The sequence below is a fragment of the Methanoregula sp. genome (genome assembly GCF_052325125.1).
Classification (GTDB): domain Archaea; phylum Halobacteriota; class Methanomicrobia; order Methanomicrobiales; family Methanospirillaceae; genus Methanoregula.
The window spans coordinates 1-16,095 of record NZ_JBKQWO010000023.1 but is presented as its reverse complement, the minus strand read 5'-3'; the positions used below and the strand labels follow the sequence as shown (position 1 = coordinate 16,095).

Below are 16,095 nucleotides of genomic sequence, written 5' to 3'. Positions count from 1 at the left end.
TGACAAACCCCGAAAAAAAGAATAATGCCGGATCTTTTCCGGATCGACTCACTCCATGACCGCGTGGAGGATTGCGACTCTCTCTTTTGGCCGGTCGTTTGAATCGGTCGGGGTGCGGGCGATCTTGTCCACGACATCCATACCTTCGGCCACGTTGCCGAAGACCGGGTGTTTGCCATCAAGGAAGTTGTTGTTGACCAGGTTGATGAAGAACTGCGAGCCGCCGGTATTGGGGCCGGCATTTGCCATGGACAGGGTGCCCCGGTCGTTCCGGTTGCGGGCCGAAAACTCGTCCCTGATCGTGTAGCCGGGCCCGCCGCACCCGGTACCGGTGGGATCGCCTCCCTGGATCATGAACCCGGGGATCACGCGATGGAAGATGACGCCGTCGTAGTAGCCCTTCTTTGCGAGCGTTTCGAAGTTGCCGGCGGTGATTGGCATTTCAGGATCGAGCGCGATCGTGATGGTGCCCATGGTTGTTTCGAGCCGTACCCGTTTACCGGGTTCCTGTGCTGGTGTCATGATTACAAGGGAAGTATTGCATGCAGGAGATATTCTTTGTTTTTGCAAAAACAGATGGGGGGAGTGTCCCGGTTATGGGATTTCCCTGCCGTCGCCGTGTATGAAAAAGAGGCAGCCTGCACCGGGAGATACAGCATTCATACCATCTCCGCGTGAAGGATCGTTACGTTCGTGATCGGCCGGTTGTTTTCACCGGTGGTCACGTTCCCTATCGCGTCCACCACGTCCATTCCGGCAATGACCGTCCCAAAGACCGGATACCCTGTATCGAGGCGGTCGTTGTCCACGAGGTTAATGAAGAACTGCGAACCGCCGGTATTGGGGCCCGCATTCGCCATCGCAACCGCACCCCGGATGTTGTAGTTGTGGCTCGTGAACTCGTCGGGTATGGTGTAGCCGGGACCGCCGAGCCCGGTGCCGGTGGGGTCGCCTCCCTGGATCATGAACCCGGGGATCACGCGATGGAAGATGACGCCGTCATAGAACCCGTTTTTTACAAGTTTTTCGAAGTTGCCGGCGGTGATCGGCATATCGGGATCGAGCGCGATGGTAATATTACCCATCGTCGTCTCGAGCAGGACGTGTTCCCGTGTGGCCGGAGCTGACACGTTCGTTGCTTCAGGTGGTACGGTGCTTCCCGGCACTGTGACGGCCGGGCTTTGTGCCGGTGCAGTCCCTGCAGGCTGCGTGCACCCGGCTGCGAAAAGAAGGGTGCATGCGAGCAGGGCAAAGACGATAAACGGTCGTTGTGAAACCATGGAGTACCCGTTCTTTTCGGCGCAAAAAAAATGTTTGCAAAAGAGGCCGGGTCAGGGGGCCTTTGGTGCATCGTCACCAGCTTTTGCGGCCAAAAACGTAGAGCGCCGAGAGCACGATGATGATGGAGACTATGCCGGTCACGATGATCCATCCGCCCGTGGTGGTCGAGGCAATATAATCATTGGCCGCCACATCGAGCCCGAGGATCGCGTACGTGTTGCCGCTCGAATCCGCTGCCGAATCGTCAATCGGAGCGTACGCGGACATGAACGATCCCCACGAATCTGTGTAAGGAACCGGGGAAGCGGTCGGGCCCGAGAGCGCGGCGAAGATCTCCACCTTGTCCGGGGAATTATCGACCTGGCCGATCCGTGCGGAACCCGAAGGGTCCAGCGGGTACAGGTCGTCGACCAAAAACGAGGCGGACATGTCCGTCGTATTTACCCGGATGATATACGCGTTGAGGAGGTGGTCGTTCATGCTGCGCATCGTCCGCAGTTTTGCCGCAACGGCAAGGTATTGCGGCGTGTTTTCATCGCCCGGCTGGAGCCCCTGGATCTCGCTTGCATTGATCCCGGTTGCCATAACGCCAACCGTGGATTTGAGTCCTTCCTGTGCGGTACTCCTGAGCGCTGCATTCGAACTGGTGTACGCGAACGCAGTCAGCGCCGAGATGATAACCACCGCAACCAGTGCGGTGACGATAAGTTTTGTCGAACGTGAACAGGTCTCTGCCATATCAGCATCGCCTCCTCATATACCCGCCGGCCACAAAGGCGGCGGCAAGCGTGCCCAGCACCAGCGCGGGATCGGGAGCCGAACTGGTCATGGTGGGGCTGGGAGCTACCGAAAGCGTGACCGCGAGGGGGGAAGTCTGTCCTGCAGTGACGGTCGTGGTTGTGGTGTAGTCCACATAGCCCGGAGCCGAAACCCGGACCACATGGTTGCCTGCCGAAAGGTCCGTTACGGTGAGCGGGGTGGAACCGCGGAACAGGTTATCGATGTATGTCCCCGCGTTTGTTGGCGACGAGGCAATCGCAAGTCCTCCTGTCGGTGGGACCGGTGTCGGGCTTACGCCCGTGGGTGTGAGGGGTGCAGGGATCGAATTAACGGTGTTTGCCCGGATGTAGACCGTGTTCAGCCAGTCGTTGTACCCGGGCGCGGTCACCTTGAAAATATGGTTGCCCGCTTAAACGCCGCTGAGCGTAATGCTCCCGGCAGAATTGATCGTGCCCACCGCGTTGCTGTCGATGAAGACGGCTGCACCCGGCACGGACGTGATGACAACCGTCCCGAGAGTTGCCGTTGACATCGTGACCGGCAGGCTCTGGGACTGGCCGGCGGTGATCCAGACCGTTGTGGAATAATCGTTATACCCTGAAAGTTTGAGCACGATCTGGTGACTGCCCGGGTACAGGGTCACGGTAAGGGGGGTCGTCCCGTAATACCCGCCGTCGGCATATACCGCGGCATGGTTCGGGCTTGAGGTTACGTATACTGTGCCGGTCTGCCGGGGCTGGGGTGATTGCTGGAGTACCGGATAATAAGGGGCGGTCTGCCCGACGTACACGTTAACGAGCGTATCGTCAGGAGTGTATCCGGTCAGGGTGGCTTTCACAGAATAAGTGCCTGGCGCCAAGCTCGGGATGGTCAGCGGGGAGTACCCGTAGAAGTTCCCGTTCAGGTAGATCGCTGCGCCGGCAGGGCTGGACTGCGCATAGATCGCCCCGGTCATGACCGGCGGGACCGTTGTGGGAACCGTGGTGAGCGGGTTGAGGGTTGCGTAGACCGCGACATGCTCACCCTGCGTGGGCATGCGCGAGGGGCTGCCTGACCAGCTGGCGTATCCAGCCATGGAGACGGTGATTGTACTGATAGGGGAACTCGTGGTGGACACTGCCACCGAGAGGATGCCCCCGGAGATCGTGCCTTCGCTGACACCATCAAAATAGACGCTGGCGCCGTCCACGTTACAGTAGACGTCAATCCATCCTTTGTCGCCGCCTATCGGGGGGATCGTTTCGGTTGTGATTGGTTCCGTTACCGTTGGCAACAAGGTCGGTTCCGTGGTGGTCTCGATGATCACCGGGCCCGGCTCCAGCGGATAGGTGCCGGACGTACCGGCTCCTGCCGCGAGCGGGACAAGGACAACCAGCCAGAGTGCCAGCACCAGCACAAGTACAAGCAGTTTTTTTGTCACGCTATCTCTTCCTGTAATACTACATCTGGCCGATGCTGATATAAATAAAAGAGGGATTTTGCGGTACAGGCTGCGACAGCAAAAAACCGGTGAAAATTACCGGCCTGACACGGGACTTTTGCCTGCTGTCGCACTGCCTGCCGGAAAAAAGGAGGACAAAAAAATTTTCCGGTGGCGATGATAAAAAAGCCCGGCGATCCGATCCCGCACGGCTGCTGCCGGCATTTTTTACGACAACCCGTTGACAACCCCGGCGAGCCGGTGCATTCCTTCTGAGATCTTTTCCTCGTCTGCGTTGGAGAAGTTGAGCCGGATCATATCGGTGCCGCCCCCGTCCACGTAAAACGGCATGCCGGGGAGGACGGCGATCTTCTGCCGGATCCCCTCCTCAAAGACTTTCATCGCGTGCAGGCCGTCGGGCAGCGTCGCGGTAAGGAACATGCCCCCTGCGGGAGTCGTGTGGGAAAGGGCAGGCATCAGGTCGTCGAAGAGATCGCACATCAGCCGGCACTGCCGGCCGTAGATTTCAACGATCCTGTGGATATGGGCATCCAGGTCATGCGTTGTCAGGTACCGGTACAGGATCTGCTGGCAGAGGAAATTCGAGTGAAGATCTGCTGCCTGCTTTACCGTATTGAACGCTGAAAGGATCTCTTTTGGGGCATACAGCCACCCGATCCGCATACCCGGTGCGGTGATCTTGGAGAACGATCCGGAGATCACGGATTGTTCGGGAAGCCGGCGTTTGACCGGCAGCCGGGGTTTCCCGTCAAAGAAGAGCTCCCCGAACGCGTCGTCCTCGTAAAACACGGTATCAGTACCATTGATTATCTCTGCAATCTCCCTGCGCCGGTCTTCAGAGTACGTGCAACCGGAGGGGTTCTGGGAGTTGGGGATGCCGTAGAAGAATTTTACCGGCGTCTTTTTTATCATCGTCCCGAATGCAGCCATGTCTGGCCCTTCGCTGTCGAGCGGCACGGTCTCAAAGACCGGCTCGTAGAGCGAGAACGCCTCGATCGCCCCAAGGTACCCCGGACGCTCCATGCCAACCCGGTCACCGGCGTTTAAGAAGATCTTCGCGAAGAGGTCGAGGCACTGCTGGGAGCCGTTGGTGATCTGGATCTCGTCGGCCGTTGCGGGGACCCCGAGCCGCCGGCGGTACCGTGCAGCGATGTACTCCCGCAGCGGCCGGTAGCCGTCGGTTGTCGAGTACTGGAGGGCCGTCCGGGGATCGGTACTAAAGACGTCCCGTGCAGCTTCGGAAAGCCCCTCTGCATCGATCAGCGCGGACGAGGGAAGCCCGCCGGCAAACGAGATGATGGAGGGATCGGCTGAGACCCTGAAGAGCTCCCCGAGAAATGAGGCCGGCGCATGATGGATCCGCCGGGCAAATGAAAATGTCATGGTACGCCTGCACGTGAAAACTGGTTGGTACTATGTTGGCTTGCGCTGCTAAAAAATAAGGTGTTTGCACTGGAAACCGGGTTTTCGTAGAAATCATCAAAATATTTCTCTTAACGCTCATGGGGGCTTTCGGTATATGCCTGCGCCCCCGCCGCTTTGATATTCCCTGCTTGCGATAGTGCTGTATTACCCGTTCTGGTGCCATCGCTAATATCGCCCCGTCCTCCGTTGGGGACTGGTGGCGCAAGAGGGGGGGCAATTAATGACGCCCAAAACGGTTTTCTACAGACCAAAAAATATACGTTTGTTACCCCGCAGCGGGGGCTGACTATTAATAATCACCATGTATTAAATTACACTTCGGGATATCAACAAAAGGACGGCTCCGCCCGCACCCCTTATCTGTTCCAAGAGACAATCCCGGTACTATGACCCTGACACGGGCCGACGATGCGGCGGCCATATTTTCCGGCGGGTACTCCTGCTCGCAAGCAGTCGCTGCCGCATTTGCGGAGGATTTCGGCATCGGTCGCGCCACGGTGCTCAGGCTCTCCTGCGGTTTTGGCGGCGGGATGGCGCATACGGGCAATACCTGCGGGGCGGTCACCGGTGCACTCATGGTGATCGGGATGAAATACGGCCGGACGGAGATCGATGACCTCGCGTCAAAGGAAAAGACCTACGCGGTCGCAAACACGTTCATCACCGAGTTCCTGCGCAGGAATAATTCGATCGGCTGCACCGACCTGATCGGCCACAACCTTAGCGACCCAAAAGAACTCGCCATCGCCCGAAAAAACGGTCTCTTCACCGCGAAATGTACGAAGTATGTGCGCGATGCCGCCGAAATTCTTGAAAAATTGTTATAAATTTATGAGGGGATAAAACCCCTTTTGTGCGAAAAGGGCTACGCAGCTTCGGCCACGTCAATCCTGATGATCTCGGATGAGATGGACTGGATCGTGCGGTGCAGGTCGGCCTGCCAGGCCTGCTGCACATGCCCGATTGCCTCTTTGAGCCGGGCGAGCGCTTCACCTTTGTTCGCACCCTGGCAAACGGTCCCCGGAATCTCAACGCAGCGGGCGGCAAAACCACCTGCGTCATTGGGTTCAAGGACGATTGTGTATTGCATGATCTTGTATATTTCCCGGGAGGGTATACAGCCTTTCCTGTCGGCAAAAGGTGCCGCAGCCGCTCCGGCAGGGAGGAATTACCCCCATGTTTTTTCAGGCCCGGGATGTATCCCACCCGGATTCTTTGTTCTAACCCGGCGGTTCAATTGCGTTACCCGGACAATCATGGAAATATATACCCCCGGGCAGGCAACATCAGGGACAGATGCGTCCTCGCAAAGAGTGGTTTGCGCAGGCCATCGTACAGAAATACTCCACAGGTGAAGAAGATGAAACACTCAAGGATACTTTTGATCGGCAGCCTCTGCATGATCTGCCTCATCGCGGCGGTCATGCCGGCTGGCGCTGCTCCCGTGAACGGAACCGCCTGGAATATCAATCCCGAGCACATCGCCGCGATGCAGGCCTTCGTTGCCTATGCCGGGGCAAAGGGTCAGGCGCAGATGGACGGGACGATCAGCTACCTCGGAACAATCAGCAACAATGCCGGGACCAGCCAGCTTTCCTCCATCGAATCGCAGTTCACCGGCACCGTTTCTTCGGTGCAGTCGATGACCACCGGCGACCAGATCCGGGACGCGGAGACACAGCTAAGTGCGGACCGCAAGGACTTCATGACAACAGCAAAAGAATCGCTCAGGGAGTACAACGGTACCGGAAAAGCTCTCGCAGCGAGCGTCAACGCATCGGTCATGGCACAGTCGGCGACGCTCCAGACTCTCGAAAACACGTGGTGGGCAGACCGACAGACCGCCCGCATGGATGAGTTCGCGGCAAACGACCAGCGCAGGACCGGTGTCCTTTCAAACCTGACCACAAAAGGCATCGATGTCTCGCAGGCACAGGCGATCGAGAACCAGATACAGCAGGAGGGCACAGTATTGAATACCGCGCTCACCAGCCGGGATGAGAGCGCAATAAAGGCTGCAAACGAACAGCTCGCAACGCTCAACCGGCAGTTCACCACTATCGTGAAGGGTTACCGGGCTGCGCACGCCCACCGGGCGACGGCAACAACGACAGTTACTCCGGTTGCTACCCTGTGATGGGGGCACCGGCCTTTTCTTTTAAAAAAATTCCTGTCATCCGGTAACATATTACGTCGGGGAGATCCGGTACGCCCCTTTGGATACGAGGATCTCGAACTGTGCGCCGCTCTCGGGTACCGTTTTTGGTAGTACTATCCCCCCCATATACCTCATCTGTAATCTGTATCCAATCCGGGCCCAATTTGACCTCCGATTGGCGTCCGACACTTCCAAAAGAAGCCCGTATCGGGCTCCTTTTTTAAATAAGCCCAAACCAGCCGTATTTTGGCAATCGGACGAATTAAAAAGACCTCGATAACGTGGTTTTTTTGGCAGATCTCGTGCCTGATGGGCACTTTTACGATCCGAAAAACAAAGGCCTCCAGAACGCGAATATGGGGCTGCAAAGGGCATTATATGGGCCTCAAAATGGGCTTATTTTTTTAAATGCTGGGCTGTGCGGGTCTTGTTTTTTGAGAGGCTGTAAAATAGGGTGAATATCTCCTTCCGGAAGGCACTTTTTCCCGGAAAGTTCCGTAACCTTCGCGAACTTTATCTGAAAAGACCGGTAATGTCGTAGAACTTTTTTTGGAATCTTCACCAACCGTACCGGACTTTTTTATAAAATCCTGACAACCCTGCTGAACTTTTCTGAGAAAGTCCGGCAACCTTGCCGGACGTTTTTCGGAACGTCCGGTAGGGCACCCTGAAGGTTCAGATGGGAAACTGTCTGTCCGGGTCCCTGTTTTTTCAGAAAATGTTCGGTAACTTCACCAGACTTTTTTTGAAAATCTTCAGCTACTGTGCCGGACATTTTCCGGAATCCTCAGCTAATGATCGGAACTTTTCCTGAAAAGTACAATAGGGCCGGGCCGGAGCACCCGGATTTTGGGACAGGAATCAGAAAGATGGGGGCTGATGCCCCCATACCCCCCACGAGCGAGGAGTACCGCCGCCCCCGGCAGGAAGCCCCCGCGGCGGATCGGGGAAGGGAGAACCGCACTCGCCCCGCCGTGCCCCGTGAGGGTCCCTGAGGCGGGAGAGCATCGTAATTCTCTTATGAGTTTGGAAAATTATTTGGTGAATTTTGGGGATTCCTGTGACATCTGTAAAGTCATGGCATATCACAAAAAATCCAGCGGGCGTGCCGGCCCAACCTTCCCGCCATCTATTCCCGCCGCCCTTCCTCCGCGATCCGGCGCACCGCTATATCGCAGTAATGCGGATCGATCTCAACCCCGATTGCCTTGCGATTGCACCGCGAGGCGGCGAGGAGCGTGCTCCCGCTGCCCATGAAAGGATCGAGTACAGTGTCACCGATAAACGAGAAAAGTTTCATGCACCGCAGCGGCAGCTCGACCGGGAAGGGTGCCGGGTGGCCGATCCTGGTCTTCTTCTCGCCGCCAAATGTCCAGAGCCCGTTTGTCCAGTCCATGAATTCCTGTTTTGAGATGTCCGACTGCCGCGAACCGCTGGTTTTTTTCCAGGACTTTTTGTAGAGTACCACGATCAGTTCCACAGGGGCGATCACGTATGGCGCAGATGCGCTCGCCCACGAACCCCAGGCGGTCCGGCGCGAGATGGTTCCCTCGTTCCAGACAATTGTGGAATGATAGGAAAACCCGCACTCCTTTGCGATCATGGTCAGGTCGGCACCTACACTCTGCTGGCCGTCCTTGTTTTTGTCGAGCGGAATGTTGAGGCAGAACCTGCCGTCGTCCCTGAGCCAGCGGTAACAACGCTTCATCCAGCGCTTCGAGAAAGCGAGATAATCGTCGTACGTGAGCCGGTCGTCATGGGAATTGTACCTGATGTCCACGTTATACGGCGGCGAGGTGACCACGAGATCGATCCCCTGCGCCGGGATGGCACGGGTGGCAAAGATATCCCCGTTGATGATCGCGAGGCTGTCTGTCCGGTAAAATGTGCTCCGTCCCATGCGGCGTTCCTGCAGAATGAGCGTTGATCGTTATACCTAAAGAAGTTCCCGGCCTTGTAGTACCGGGATTATTTTACATCAGGGGCTCCATACTTCTCCATGCGCAATGCTTCCGGCCCGGCATTCTCGTACCGGCCGATTGGCACGATCCACTCGCCGTTCACCGATATTGCCGGCATGCCCATCCAGCCTTCAGGCGCCCGGGGTGTCCGGGGCACGGTCGAACTCAGGAGCGACCTCTGTGGAGGGCTTACCGATCTTGACGGTTTCTCCCGGATTATCCTGCTGTACTCCCTGCACCGGTGCACGGGGTATTCCCTTGCGGTCACCCCGTTCCTCGATCCTGTCCCCCGTGGCATCTTTGCGACGCGGTCGCCGAGACGCCCCAACGCGATCGGCTTTTCGGTTGTCCGGCTCACCGGTATCGACGGGTGTGTGCTCACGATCGAGGACGTGGACATCCTTGATGGTACGCCGCTTTTAGACATCAAGCCCTATGTGCCGTCCTTTGACTCATATCCCGATGAGCGCAGCGGCTGGCTTGAAGCCGTTGCACACAACGCACAGCATACACGGTCCGACGACCGTTTCCGGTGAAAATGCCTGGCAAGGTGTTGGGGGAGCAACAGCCTTTTGCGCCCGATCCCCTGCAGGGACGGTACGTATTTTCTCCTTTTAAGGCAAACGGGTATCCATGGCTTCTTTTGTCCACCGCATAGAAGTTCACTATAAAAAAGATCCCCGCCAGAAAATACGGACGGACCGGATCCGGTCGCTCGGGTTTCCGATTGACGAATTGCAGCTCGTGGATGTCTATACAATTGCAATCGGGGACCGAGACATGAGCCCCGGCGAGCTCGCGGAGATAGGCACCCGGCTGACCAATCCCGTAGTGCAGGAATTTGTGGTGGACAGAGCGACAAGAACCTTGTTTGACTCTGCGATCGAGGTCGGGTTTTTGCCCGGGGTGACCGATAACGTGGGCACGACCGCCCGCCAGACCATCGAAGATTTCCTTGGGATACAATTCGGGGAGGGTGAAACGGTCTCCTCATCGGAGCTCTATTTTGTCCGCGGGAGGCTCGCTCCCGACGTACTCGCACGGCTCGCGGCGACACTTGCAAACCCTCTCGTAAACCGCGTGAACGTAAAGAGCCGGCAGGAGTACGGGGAGAACGGGATGGACCGGGTCGTCCCTCAGGTCAGGCTTCACGAGCTGCCCGCTGCAGGGATGGTGGACCTTGCAATCCCGGATGCGGATCTCGCCCGAATCGGAAAGGAAGGGATATGTGACCCGCAGACCGGCCACCGCCGGGGGCCGCTCGCGCTCGACCTTGCCCAGCTTCATGCCATCCGGGATTATTTCGACCGGCATAACAGGAAGCCGACTGACGTGGAACTGGAATCCCTTGCCCAGACCTGGAGCGAGCACTGCAAGCACACGATCTTCGCATCAGCGATGGACGACGATGTCCCAAAAGGGTTGTACAAGACCTGTATTCAGGCAGCAACAAACGAGATCCGGGCGAAAAAAGGCGACCGCGATATCTGTGTCACGGTATTCACCGACAATTCCGGCGCGATTATTTTTGACGACGAGTACCTGGTAACCCACAAGGTCGAGACCCACAATTCGCCCTCCGCACTCGACCCGTTCGGCGGGGCGCTCACCGGGATTGTCGGGGTGAACCGGGACACGATCGGTTTTGGCCTTGGTGCAAAGCCCTGCATCAACGTCTATGGTTTCTGTGTTGGCGACCCGGCATCCGACCCGGGACTGTTCCGGGGAAAGGATCGTGCAATCCCTATCATCTCACCCCGGCAGATCCTCGACGGTGTCGTGCGGGGCGTAGGGGTGGGTGGCAACTGCTCGGGCATCCCGACACCGCAGGGGTTCTGCTGGTTCGACAACCGCTATGCGGGCAAGCCTCTCGTGTTTGCCGGCACGGTCGGCGTGATGCCCCGGCAGCATAACGGCCGGAACCTTTACCAGAAAAAGGCGGAGCCCGGCGACCTTATCGTGATGGTGGGAGGCCGGGTGGGAAAAGACGGCATCCACGGCGCGACATTCTCGTCCGAGGCCCTTGACCCGGAAAGCCCGGTCACCGCAGTCCAGATTGGCGACCCGATCACCCAGAAGAAGTTCTCGGATGTGATAGTCAAAGAGGCCCGTGACCTGGGCCTCTACCGGAGCATCACGGACAACGGGGCCGGTGGCCTGTCCTGCTCGGTCGCCGAAATGGCGAAAGAGTGCAACGGCTGCCACGTGGAACTCGACCGCGTCCCCCTGAAGTATCCCGGCATGGCGCCGTGGGAGATCTGGATCTCCGAATCGCAGGAACGTATGACACTTGCCGTCCCGCCGGAGAAACTTTCGGACTTCACCGGGCTCCTTGCACGCCGGGAAGTCGAGGCGACGGTGATCGGGCGGTTCACGGACACGGGCAGGTGCGTGGTAGAGTACCACGGCACGACCGTGATGGACATCGACCTCGCGTTCCTGCATGACGGCCTGCCCAAAAAACACCTCACCACCATGCCGGTGAAGGCGGCAGAGCCCGCCCCTCTCCCGGCCTGCCCGGACCGGCTTGGTGATACCCTGGTCGCCATGCTCGGGCGCCGGAATATCTGTTCGACGGAGTTTGTCTCGATCCAGTACGACCATACCGTGCAGGGCGGCCATGTACTCGGGCCCGTCCAGGGAAAGGGCCGGGTGCAGTCGGTGGCGACGCTCACAAAAGTAGTGCCCGGCTCGAAAAAAGGCGTCGGCCTTTCGCAGGCAATCTTTCCTTCGTACTCCGAGATAGATCCGTACCGCATGGCCGGGGCCGCCATCGATACGGCGATCCGGGGGCTTGTCGCGATCGGGATCTCTCCTGAGTCAATCGCGCTCCTTGACAACTTCTGCTGGTGCTCGTCCGATGAGCCAGGGCGCCTGTGGCAGCTCAAACAGGCTGCCATGGGATGCTACGATTACGCAAAAGCCTTCGGGACGCCGTTTATCTCCGGCAAGGACAGCATGTTCAACGATTTTTCGGGATACGACGCGGAGAACAACCGGGTCAAGGTATCCGTCCCGCCTACACTCCTGATCTCGTCCATAGGCATCCACGCCGACGTGGCAAAGGCGGTCTCGCTCGATGCAAAAATTGCCGGTGACCTCGTGTACGTGATCGGAGGGACAGAAGAAGAACTTGCCGGGTCGGAATATTTTGCCCATCTCGGCGCTTCCGGGAGCACCGTGCCCCGGCTTGATGCAGCAGCGGCACGGCAGCGCTACCTCTGGTTCTCCGATGTGATCGCCCACGAGCTCGTGGCCTCGGCGTACCCCGTCGGCCATGGGGGCCTTGGCGTGGCGCTTGCAAAGGTTGCAATTGCCGGCCGTCTCGGCATGGACATCACGATCCCTGAAACCCTGCGCCCGGATATCTTCTTTTTCTCCGAGACGCTCGGGCGGTTCGTGGTAACAGTTGCGCCGGACCACAAGCGGGCGTTTGAACGGGCGTTCGGCCCTGACGCGCTCCTGCTGGGAAAAACCGGGGGAAGCCGGCTCCGGGTGACCGGCCGGACGCTCCTTCTCGAACAGGAGATCGCAGCACTGGAAGAGGCATACAAGGCGCCCTTCAGGGGGTTCTGATATGCCTCCCGCACACGCACTACCATCATCCCATCGCCCTCTTATCCCGGAAAAGGCCCTCATCATGAGCGGGTACGGGATCAACTCCGAGATGGAGACGCGGGAGGCGCTCCTCCGGGCCGGCATGGATGCGGAGATAGTCCATATCAACGACCTGATTGCAGGGTGCGAGCGTCTCGCGGATTACCGGCTCCTGGTCTTCCCCGGCGGCTTCTCCTACGGGGACGATACCGGAGCCGGCAACGCATACGCAAACCGGTTGAGAAACAATCTCTGGGACGATCTCCTGGAATTTTTGGACGGCGACAACCTCGTGCTGGGGATCTGCAACGGTTTCCAGATCCTCGCAAACCTCGGGCTCATCCCTGCTTTTGACCAGTCGTACGCCCGGGATATCGCCCTGATGCCTAACCGGAGCGGGCGGCTCGAGTGCCGGTTCGTGACAATCCGGCCTGCGGCAGATACAATCTGGACGCATGGGATCGTGAAGCTCTGGTGCCCGGTCTCCCACGGGGAAGGAAATCTCTCCTGCTCTGCAGAGACCCTCCAGCAGATCAGGAAGCACCGGCAGATCGCATTCACCTACTGCCGGGACGACCTGAGCCCGGCTGGCGGCGAGTACCCCTTTAACCCGAATGGTTCGGTGGAGGACATCGCCGGCCTCACCTCAAAAGACGGCAAGGTGCTGGGCATGATGCCGCATCCCGAGCGGGCGATGGAATTTACCAGCCTCTACGACTGGTCGCTCCTCAGGGAACAAATGCGGCGGCGCGGCGAGCGGATACCTGAAGAATCGCTCAACATGGCCATATTCAAAAATATTGTGCGATATTTCGCATGAAAACGGGCCGCTCCCGTTTTCCCCCGGCAATCACAGCAAACGGGAAGGTGCGTTTGGGAGTTTCTTATCACTTCATGAATTTGAATATCCCGCCTTTTTTTCCTTGCTGCTTCCCCTTCCGCCCGGCGTTCTCCCCGGTATCGCGAGCGGCGCGGCGTTCGGCATCTTCTTTTAATTCGTCGGCGACAAGGGGGAGGTGGGCGTATTTTTTCCGTGAGCCGGAGTGCTGCGGTTCAGGGTCCTGGGCAGGCTTGGGCCGTGGCATTCCCCCGGCAATGCGTTCGAGATCGGTAAGAGGTCTCTGCTGCGGCTGCAGTGGCAGGGGAGCTGATATATCATAAAGCGGGTCCCCGTCTGTCCAGGGGTCCCATTCATTAGCAGGTTCATCAGGCTCCGGCTGGCGGCCTTTCCGTGGCCTGACGACGACCGGCTCCGGTTCTGCTGCAGGTACCGGGGGTGCAGCAGGAACTGCACGGTTTTTCCCCGGGAAAGGAGGTCCGAAGGTGGCACCGCACCGGGTACAGAATTTTGAGCGGGAAGACGGTGCCGGAGTACTGCAGACGGGGCAGACCAGTTTTGCAAGCGGTGCACCGCACACATCGCAGAACTGCGCTTTCTTATCAGAGACGATGGCCCCGCAGACCGGGCAAACCGGCAGCCCCTGCGGTGTTACCGGCTCTTCGATAAGCGGCGCCCCGCACAGGTCGCAGAACCGCGAGTTGGTATCGGGAGCTGGAGCACCACAGTTTCCACATTTTCTGGCCATATTCTTATTAGTAAATTCATTTCGTCTGCTGCATAAAGACTGCGGTTTCGTCGCATCCGGTGCGGATCCCGATCCGGTTTCACGCTGGAAAATATTTTTTGCGGGGCAGAGGGGTTTTGTTCGGACCCGGTCTAGTATAAATCTACCGGCAGTTTATTGGCCCTATGGTCTTGACATTCCCGGGTTCCGGAATCATTCTGGCAGGATATGCGCCAATGGGTGAAAACGGATCCTTTTTTCCTTTCCGGCAATCTATATACGGGTGTGACATCTTCACCGGATGACGACCTCGCCCGGCAGTACCCGGACATCAGGCAGATGCGCGAGACGGTCGGGACTTACGAGCTGGATATCAGGGATGTCGAAGTCCCCCTTAAGATCAGGATTATCCGGACCGGAGACCAGTACTTCGGCATCGCAAATCTTGCCGTGCGGGAAAAGGGCGCAAAGGACTATTACCGTGATACCGGGAGTTATCCGTCAAAGGAAGCCGCCCTGCATGGTGCAGTAGCGGGTTTTTTCCTGCATCTGACCCCGGGGGCATCCATACGGGAGATTAAGAACTGGGGCACCTGACATACGGGACCCAAAAAGACACCAAATCCGGACTTTTACCGAATGGCAGTCGTTTGCCATGCCAATAGGAGATTACCTGTGCCTGCTCATGGACTATGAGAGATTCATTGAACCGCAGCTCCGATCATGAGTCTGCACGTGACCTGTTCCCAGGCATCAACGGCTCTCTTTTAAAAATCCGGGTTGCCGGTGGCACCTGTGATCTGGCATAGTTTATTTTTTCACGTTCCTCTGCCGCATGCAGAGGGCATTAAAAAAAGATTTAGATGTAGGGGTTCCGGAGAGCCTTGCCAACGCCGAAGGTTTTGCGGGCTTCAACTGTGTTCTTGTTCTTCGTGATCTTCTCATTTGCGAGCTTGGTCACGAGTTCAAGACCGGGCTTGACCTTCTCAATGGGCTGGATCTCGAAGCAGCCTGCCTCCATTGCCTTTGCCCAGACTGATTCTCCGATCTTTGAGCGTACAAAGACCGTGGACCAGCCATCAGGGCTGCCAACGGAGCCGGTGGAGATATCACCGAGGTTTGCGACATAGTCGAGGCATACGTGGCAGCCGGGCTGCTCGTACTTGTGGGTCACCTTGAGCGGCAGCTGGACGACCTGTCCGCGCTTGCCATAGACCCAGAACTTGCCCTTGCCGATCTCCATCTTCTTGACGGCTTCAAGCTTCATTGCCGCGTGGTCTTCCACGAGCTGGAGGATGCTCTGGTACGGGAAGTTCTCCATGCAGAAGATACCGACTGCGAGTGCAATGCTGGCGCCAACATCACGGGCACCGATCGGGTAGAGCTGGAGTTTCCGGACTGCCTGCATCTGGCAGGGGGTACCGACGATACCGACCTTGTCCAGGCCGAAGCTGCGGGTTGCCTCCTTGATCATGGAGACGTTCGGGCTGATGTTGTACTTAGTGCCTGCTGCTGCAAGCAGATCCGCCTTTGATGTAACGATGACCGGAATTGGTCTCCAGGGCTCATGGAACTCCATGTTCGAGTTGTCCCTCATGGCTTTTTCCGGGTGCTTGTGCGCGAATTCCTTGGTTGCCGCGACAATGGCGCCGTCAATGATACCTGCGTCGAGTGCATACCCGAAGAGGGATGTAACAATACCGCCGTCCTGGGCGTGCTTGAGAACCTCCTTGTCGGTGCTTCGTGCTGAGACGCATGTTTTGTATTTACCGAGTTCTGCTCCCATTTCAATCACCTTCACTGGAGTGCCGCCATGATGGCCTCGTTGATCGCCTCATAGTTCTCGACAACATCGAAGCTGAACCAGCTCCGCGGGCACTGGTTGTA

16 protein-coding genes are annotated in these 16,095 nt (G+C 57.8%); 6 read left to right on the top strand and 10 right to left on the bottom strand.

What is annotated here, in order from left to right:
- Positions 1-48: 48 nt before the first annotated feature.
- From ACLQMU_RS05750 to ACLQMU_RS05725, 6 genes are all read right to left on the bottom strand, one after another.
- Positions 49-522, bottom strand: a complete 474-nt coding sequence (locus ACLQMU_RS05750; protein ID WP_422149923.1) for a peptidylprolyl isomerase — start codon at positions 520-522, stop codon at positions 49-51.
- 137 nt (positions 523-659) lie between these two features.
- Positions 660-1,280: a peptidylprolyl isomerase gene (locus tag ACLQMU_RS05745; RefSeq protein WP_443673601.1), complete on the bottom strand. Its 621-nt coding sequence runs from the start codon at positions 1,278-1,280 to the stop codon at positions 660-662.
- 73 nt (positions 1,281-1,353) lie between these two features.
- Positions 1,354-2,019, bottom strand: coding sequence for a hypothetical protein (locus ACLQMU_RS05740; protein WP_424040827.1), 666 nt, complete (start codon positions 2,017-2,019; stop codon positions 1,354-1,356).
- A 1-nt stretch (position 2,020) separates the two neighbouring features.
- The gene (locus ACLQMU_RS05735) at positions 2,021-2,449 is read right to left on the bottom strand and encodes a PEGA domain-containing protein (RefSeq protein ID WP_443673600.1); all 429 of its coding nucleotides are present in this window, start codon (positions 2,447-2,449) and stop codon (positions 2,021-2,023) included.
- Positions 2,450-2,470: 21 nt separating this feature from the next.
- Positions 2,471-3,481, bottom strand: a complete 1,011-nt coding sequence (locus tag ACLQMU_RS05730) for a PEGA domain-containing protein (RefSeq protein ID WP_422148841.1) — start codon at positions 3,479-3,481, stop codon at positions 2,471-2,473.
- Positions 3,482-3,709: 228 nt separating this feature from the next.
- Complete coding sequence (locus ACLQMU_RS05725; RefSeq protein ID WP_424040830.1) at positions 3,710-4,885, bottom strand: aminotransferase-like domain-containing protein; 1,176 nt, start codon at positions 4,883-4,885, stop codon at positions 3,710-3,712.
- Between the two features lie 428 nt (positions 4,886-5,313).
- Between ACLQMU_RS05725 and ACLQMU_RS05720 the strand changes: the two genes are divergently transcribed.
- Positions 5,314-5,754, top strand: coding sequence for a C-GCAxxG-C-C family protein (locus tag ACLQMU_RS05720; protein WP_422148839.1), 441 nt, complete (start codon positions 5,314-5,316; stop codon positions 5,752-5,754).
- A 38-nt stretch (positions 5,755-5,792) separates the two neighbouring features.
- On the opposite strand, the gene ACLQMU_RS05715 is transcribed toward ACLQMU_RS05720, so the two are convergent.
- The gene (locus ACLQMU_RS05715; RefSeq protein ID WP_422148838.1) at positions 5,793-6,017 is read right to left on the bottom strand and encodes a type II toxin-antitoxin system HicB family antitoxin; all 225 of its coding nucleotides are present in this window, start codon (positions 6,015-6,017) and stop codon (positions 5,793-5,795) included.
- 270 nt (positions 6,018-6,287) lie between these two features.
- Here ACLQMU_RS05715 and ACLQMU_RS05710 point away from each other — a divergent pair, with 270 nt between their 5' ends.
- On the top strand, positions 6,288-7,064 hold the full coding sequence (locus tag ACLQMU_RS05710; protein WP_424040832.1) for a hypothetical protein: 777 nt from the start codon (positions 6,288-6,290) through the stop codon (positions 7,062-7,064).
- A gap of 1,150 nt (positions 7,065-8,214) precedes the next feature.
- Here ACLQMU_RS05710 and ACLQMU_RS05705 read toward each other — a convergent pair.
- The gene (locus tag ACLQMU_RS05705; RefSeq protein WP_422148836.1) at positions 8,215-8,985 is read right to left on the bottom strand and encodes a DNA-methyltransferase; all 771 of its coding nucleotides are present in this window, start codon (positions 8,983-8,985) and stop codon (positions 8,215-8,217) included.
- Between the two features lie 99 nt (positions 8,986-9,084).
- On the opposite strand from ACLQMU_RS05705, the gene tsaA reads away from it, so the two are divergent.
- The 3 genes from tsaA (at position 9,085) to ACLQMU_RS05690 (ending at position 13,463) form a co-directional block, all read left to right on the top strand.
- The gene (gene tsaA / locus ACLQMU_RS05700; protein ID WP_422148835.1) at positions 9,085-9,582 is read left to right on the top strand and encodes a tRNA (N6-threonylcarbamoyladenosine(37)-N6)-methyltransferase TrmO; all 498 of its coding nucleotides are present in this window, start codon (positions 9,085-9,087) and stop codon (positions 9,580-9,582) included.
- A gap of 97 nt (positions 9,583-9,679) precedes the next feature.
- Positions 9,680-12,622, top strand: a complete 2,943-nt coding sequence (locus ACLQMU_RS05695) for a phosphoribosylformylglycinamidine synthase subunit PurL (RefSeq protein ID WP_424040659.1) — start codon at positions 9,680-9,682, stop codon at positions 12,620-12,622.
- A gap of 1 nt (position 12,623) precedes the next feature.
- On the top strand, positions 12,624-13,463 hold the full coding sequence (locus ACLQMU_RS05690; RefSeq protein ID WP_422148833.1) for a phosphoribosylformylglycinamidine synthase subunit PurQ: 840 nt from the start codon (positions 12,624-12,626) through the stop codon (positions 13,461-13,463).
- 67 nt (positions 13,464-13,530) lie between these two features.
- Here the strand turns inward: ACLQMU_RS05690 and ACLQMU_RS05685 are convergent, their stop codons facing one another.
- The gene (locus tag ACLQMU_RS05685; protein ID WP_422148832.1) at positions 13,531-14,229 is read right to left on the bottom strand and encodes a zinc ribbon domain-containing protein; all 699 of its coding nucleotides are present in this window, start codon (positions 14,227-14,229) and stop codon (positions 13,531-13,533) included.
- 264 nt (positions 14,230-14,493) lie between these two features.
- Between ACLQMU_RS05685 and ACLQMU_RS05680 the strand changes: the two genes are divergently transcribed.
- Positions 14,494-14,805 carry a hypothetical protein gene (locus ACLQMU_RS05680; protein WP_422148831.1) on the top strand — a complete coding sequence of 104 codons (312 nt, stop codon included), beginning with the start codon at positions 14,494-14,496 and terminating at the stop codon, positions 14,803-14,805.
- A gap of 262 nt (positions 14,806-15,067) precedes the next feature.
- On the opposite strand, the gene frhB is transcribed toward ACLQMU_RS05680, so the two are convergent.
- Complete coding sequence (frhB, locus tag ACLQMU_RS05675) at positions 15,068-15,994, bottom strand: coenzyme F420 hydrogenase subunit beta (RefSeq protein WP_422148830.1); 927 nt, start codon at positions 15,992-15,994, stop codon at positions 15,068-15,070.
- Between the last annotated feature and the right edge of the window lie 101 nt (positions 15,995-16,095).

Bases quoted from the DNA above. Each gene is read 5' to 3' on its own strand.
- ACLQMU_RS05705 (WP_422148836.1), bottom strand. From the start codon at position 8,985: ATGGGACGGAGCACATTTTACCGGACAGACAGCCTCGCGATCATCAAC.
- tsaA (WP_422148835.1), top strand. From the start codon at position 9,085: ATGCGCAATGCTTCCGGCCCGGCATTCTCGTACCGGCCGATTGGCACG.
- ACLQMU_RS05720 (WP_422148839.1), top strand. From the start codon at position 5,314: ATGACCCTGACACGGGCCGACGATGCGGCGGCCATATTTTCCGGCGGG.
- ACLQMU_RS05685 (WP_422148832.1), bottom strand. From the start codon at position 14,229: ATGGCCAGAAAATGTGGAAACTGTGGTGCTCCAGCTCCCGATACCAAC.
- frhB (WP_422148830.1), bottom strand. From the start codon at position 15,994: ATGGGAGCAGAACTCGGTAAATACAAAACATGCGTCTCAGCACGAAGC.
- ACLQMU_RS05750 (WP_422149923.1), bottom strand. From the start codon at position 522: ATGACACCAGCACAGGAACCCGGTAAACGGGTACGGCTCGAAACAACC.
- ACLQMU_RS05725 (WP_424040830.1), bottom strand. From the start codon at position 4,885: ATGACATTTTCATTTGCCCGGCGGATCCATCATGCGCCGGCCTCATTT.
- ACLQMU_RS05715 (WP_422148838.1), bottom strand. From the start codon at position 6,017: ATGCAATACACAATCGTCCTTGAACCCAATGACGCAGGTGGTTTTGCC.
- ACLQMU_RS05745 (WP_443673601.1), bottom strand. From the start codon at position 1,280: ATGGTTTCACAACGACCGTTTATCGTCTTTGCCCTGCTCGCATGCACC.
- ACLQMU_RS05695 (WP_424040659.1), top strand. From the start codon at position 9,680: ATGGCTTCTTTTGTCCACCGCATAGAAGTTCACTATAAAAAAGATCCC.
- ACLQMU_RS05740 (WP_424040827.1), bottom strand. From the start codon at position 2,019: ATGGCAGAGACCTGTTCACGTTCGACAAAACTTATCGTCACCGCACTG.
- ACLQMU_RS05690 (WP_422148833.1), top strand. From the start codon at position 12,624: ATGCCTCCCGCACACGCACTACCATCATCCCATCGCCCTCTTATCCCG.
- ACLQMU_RS05710 (WP_424040832.1), top strand. From the start codon at position 6,288: ATGAAACACTCAAGGATACTTTTGATCGGCAGCCTCTGCATGATCTGC.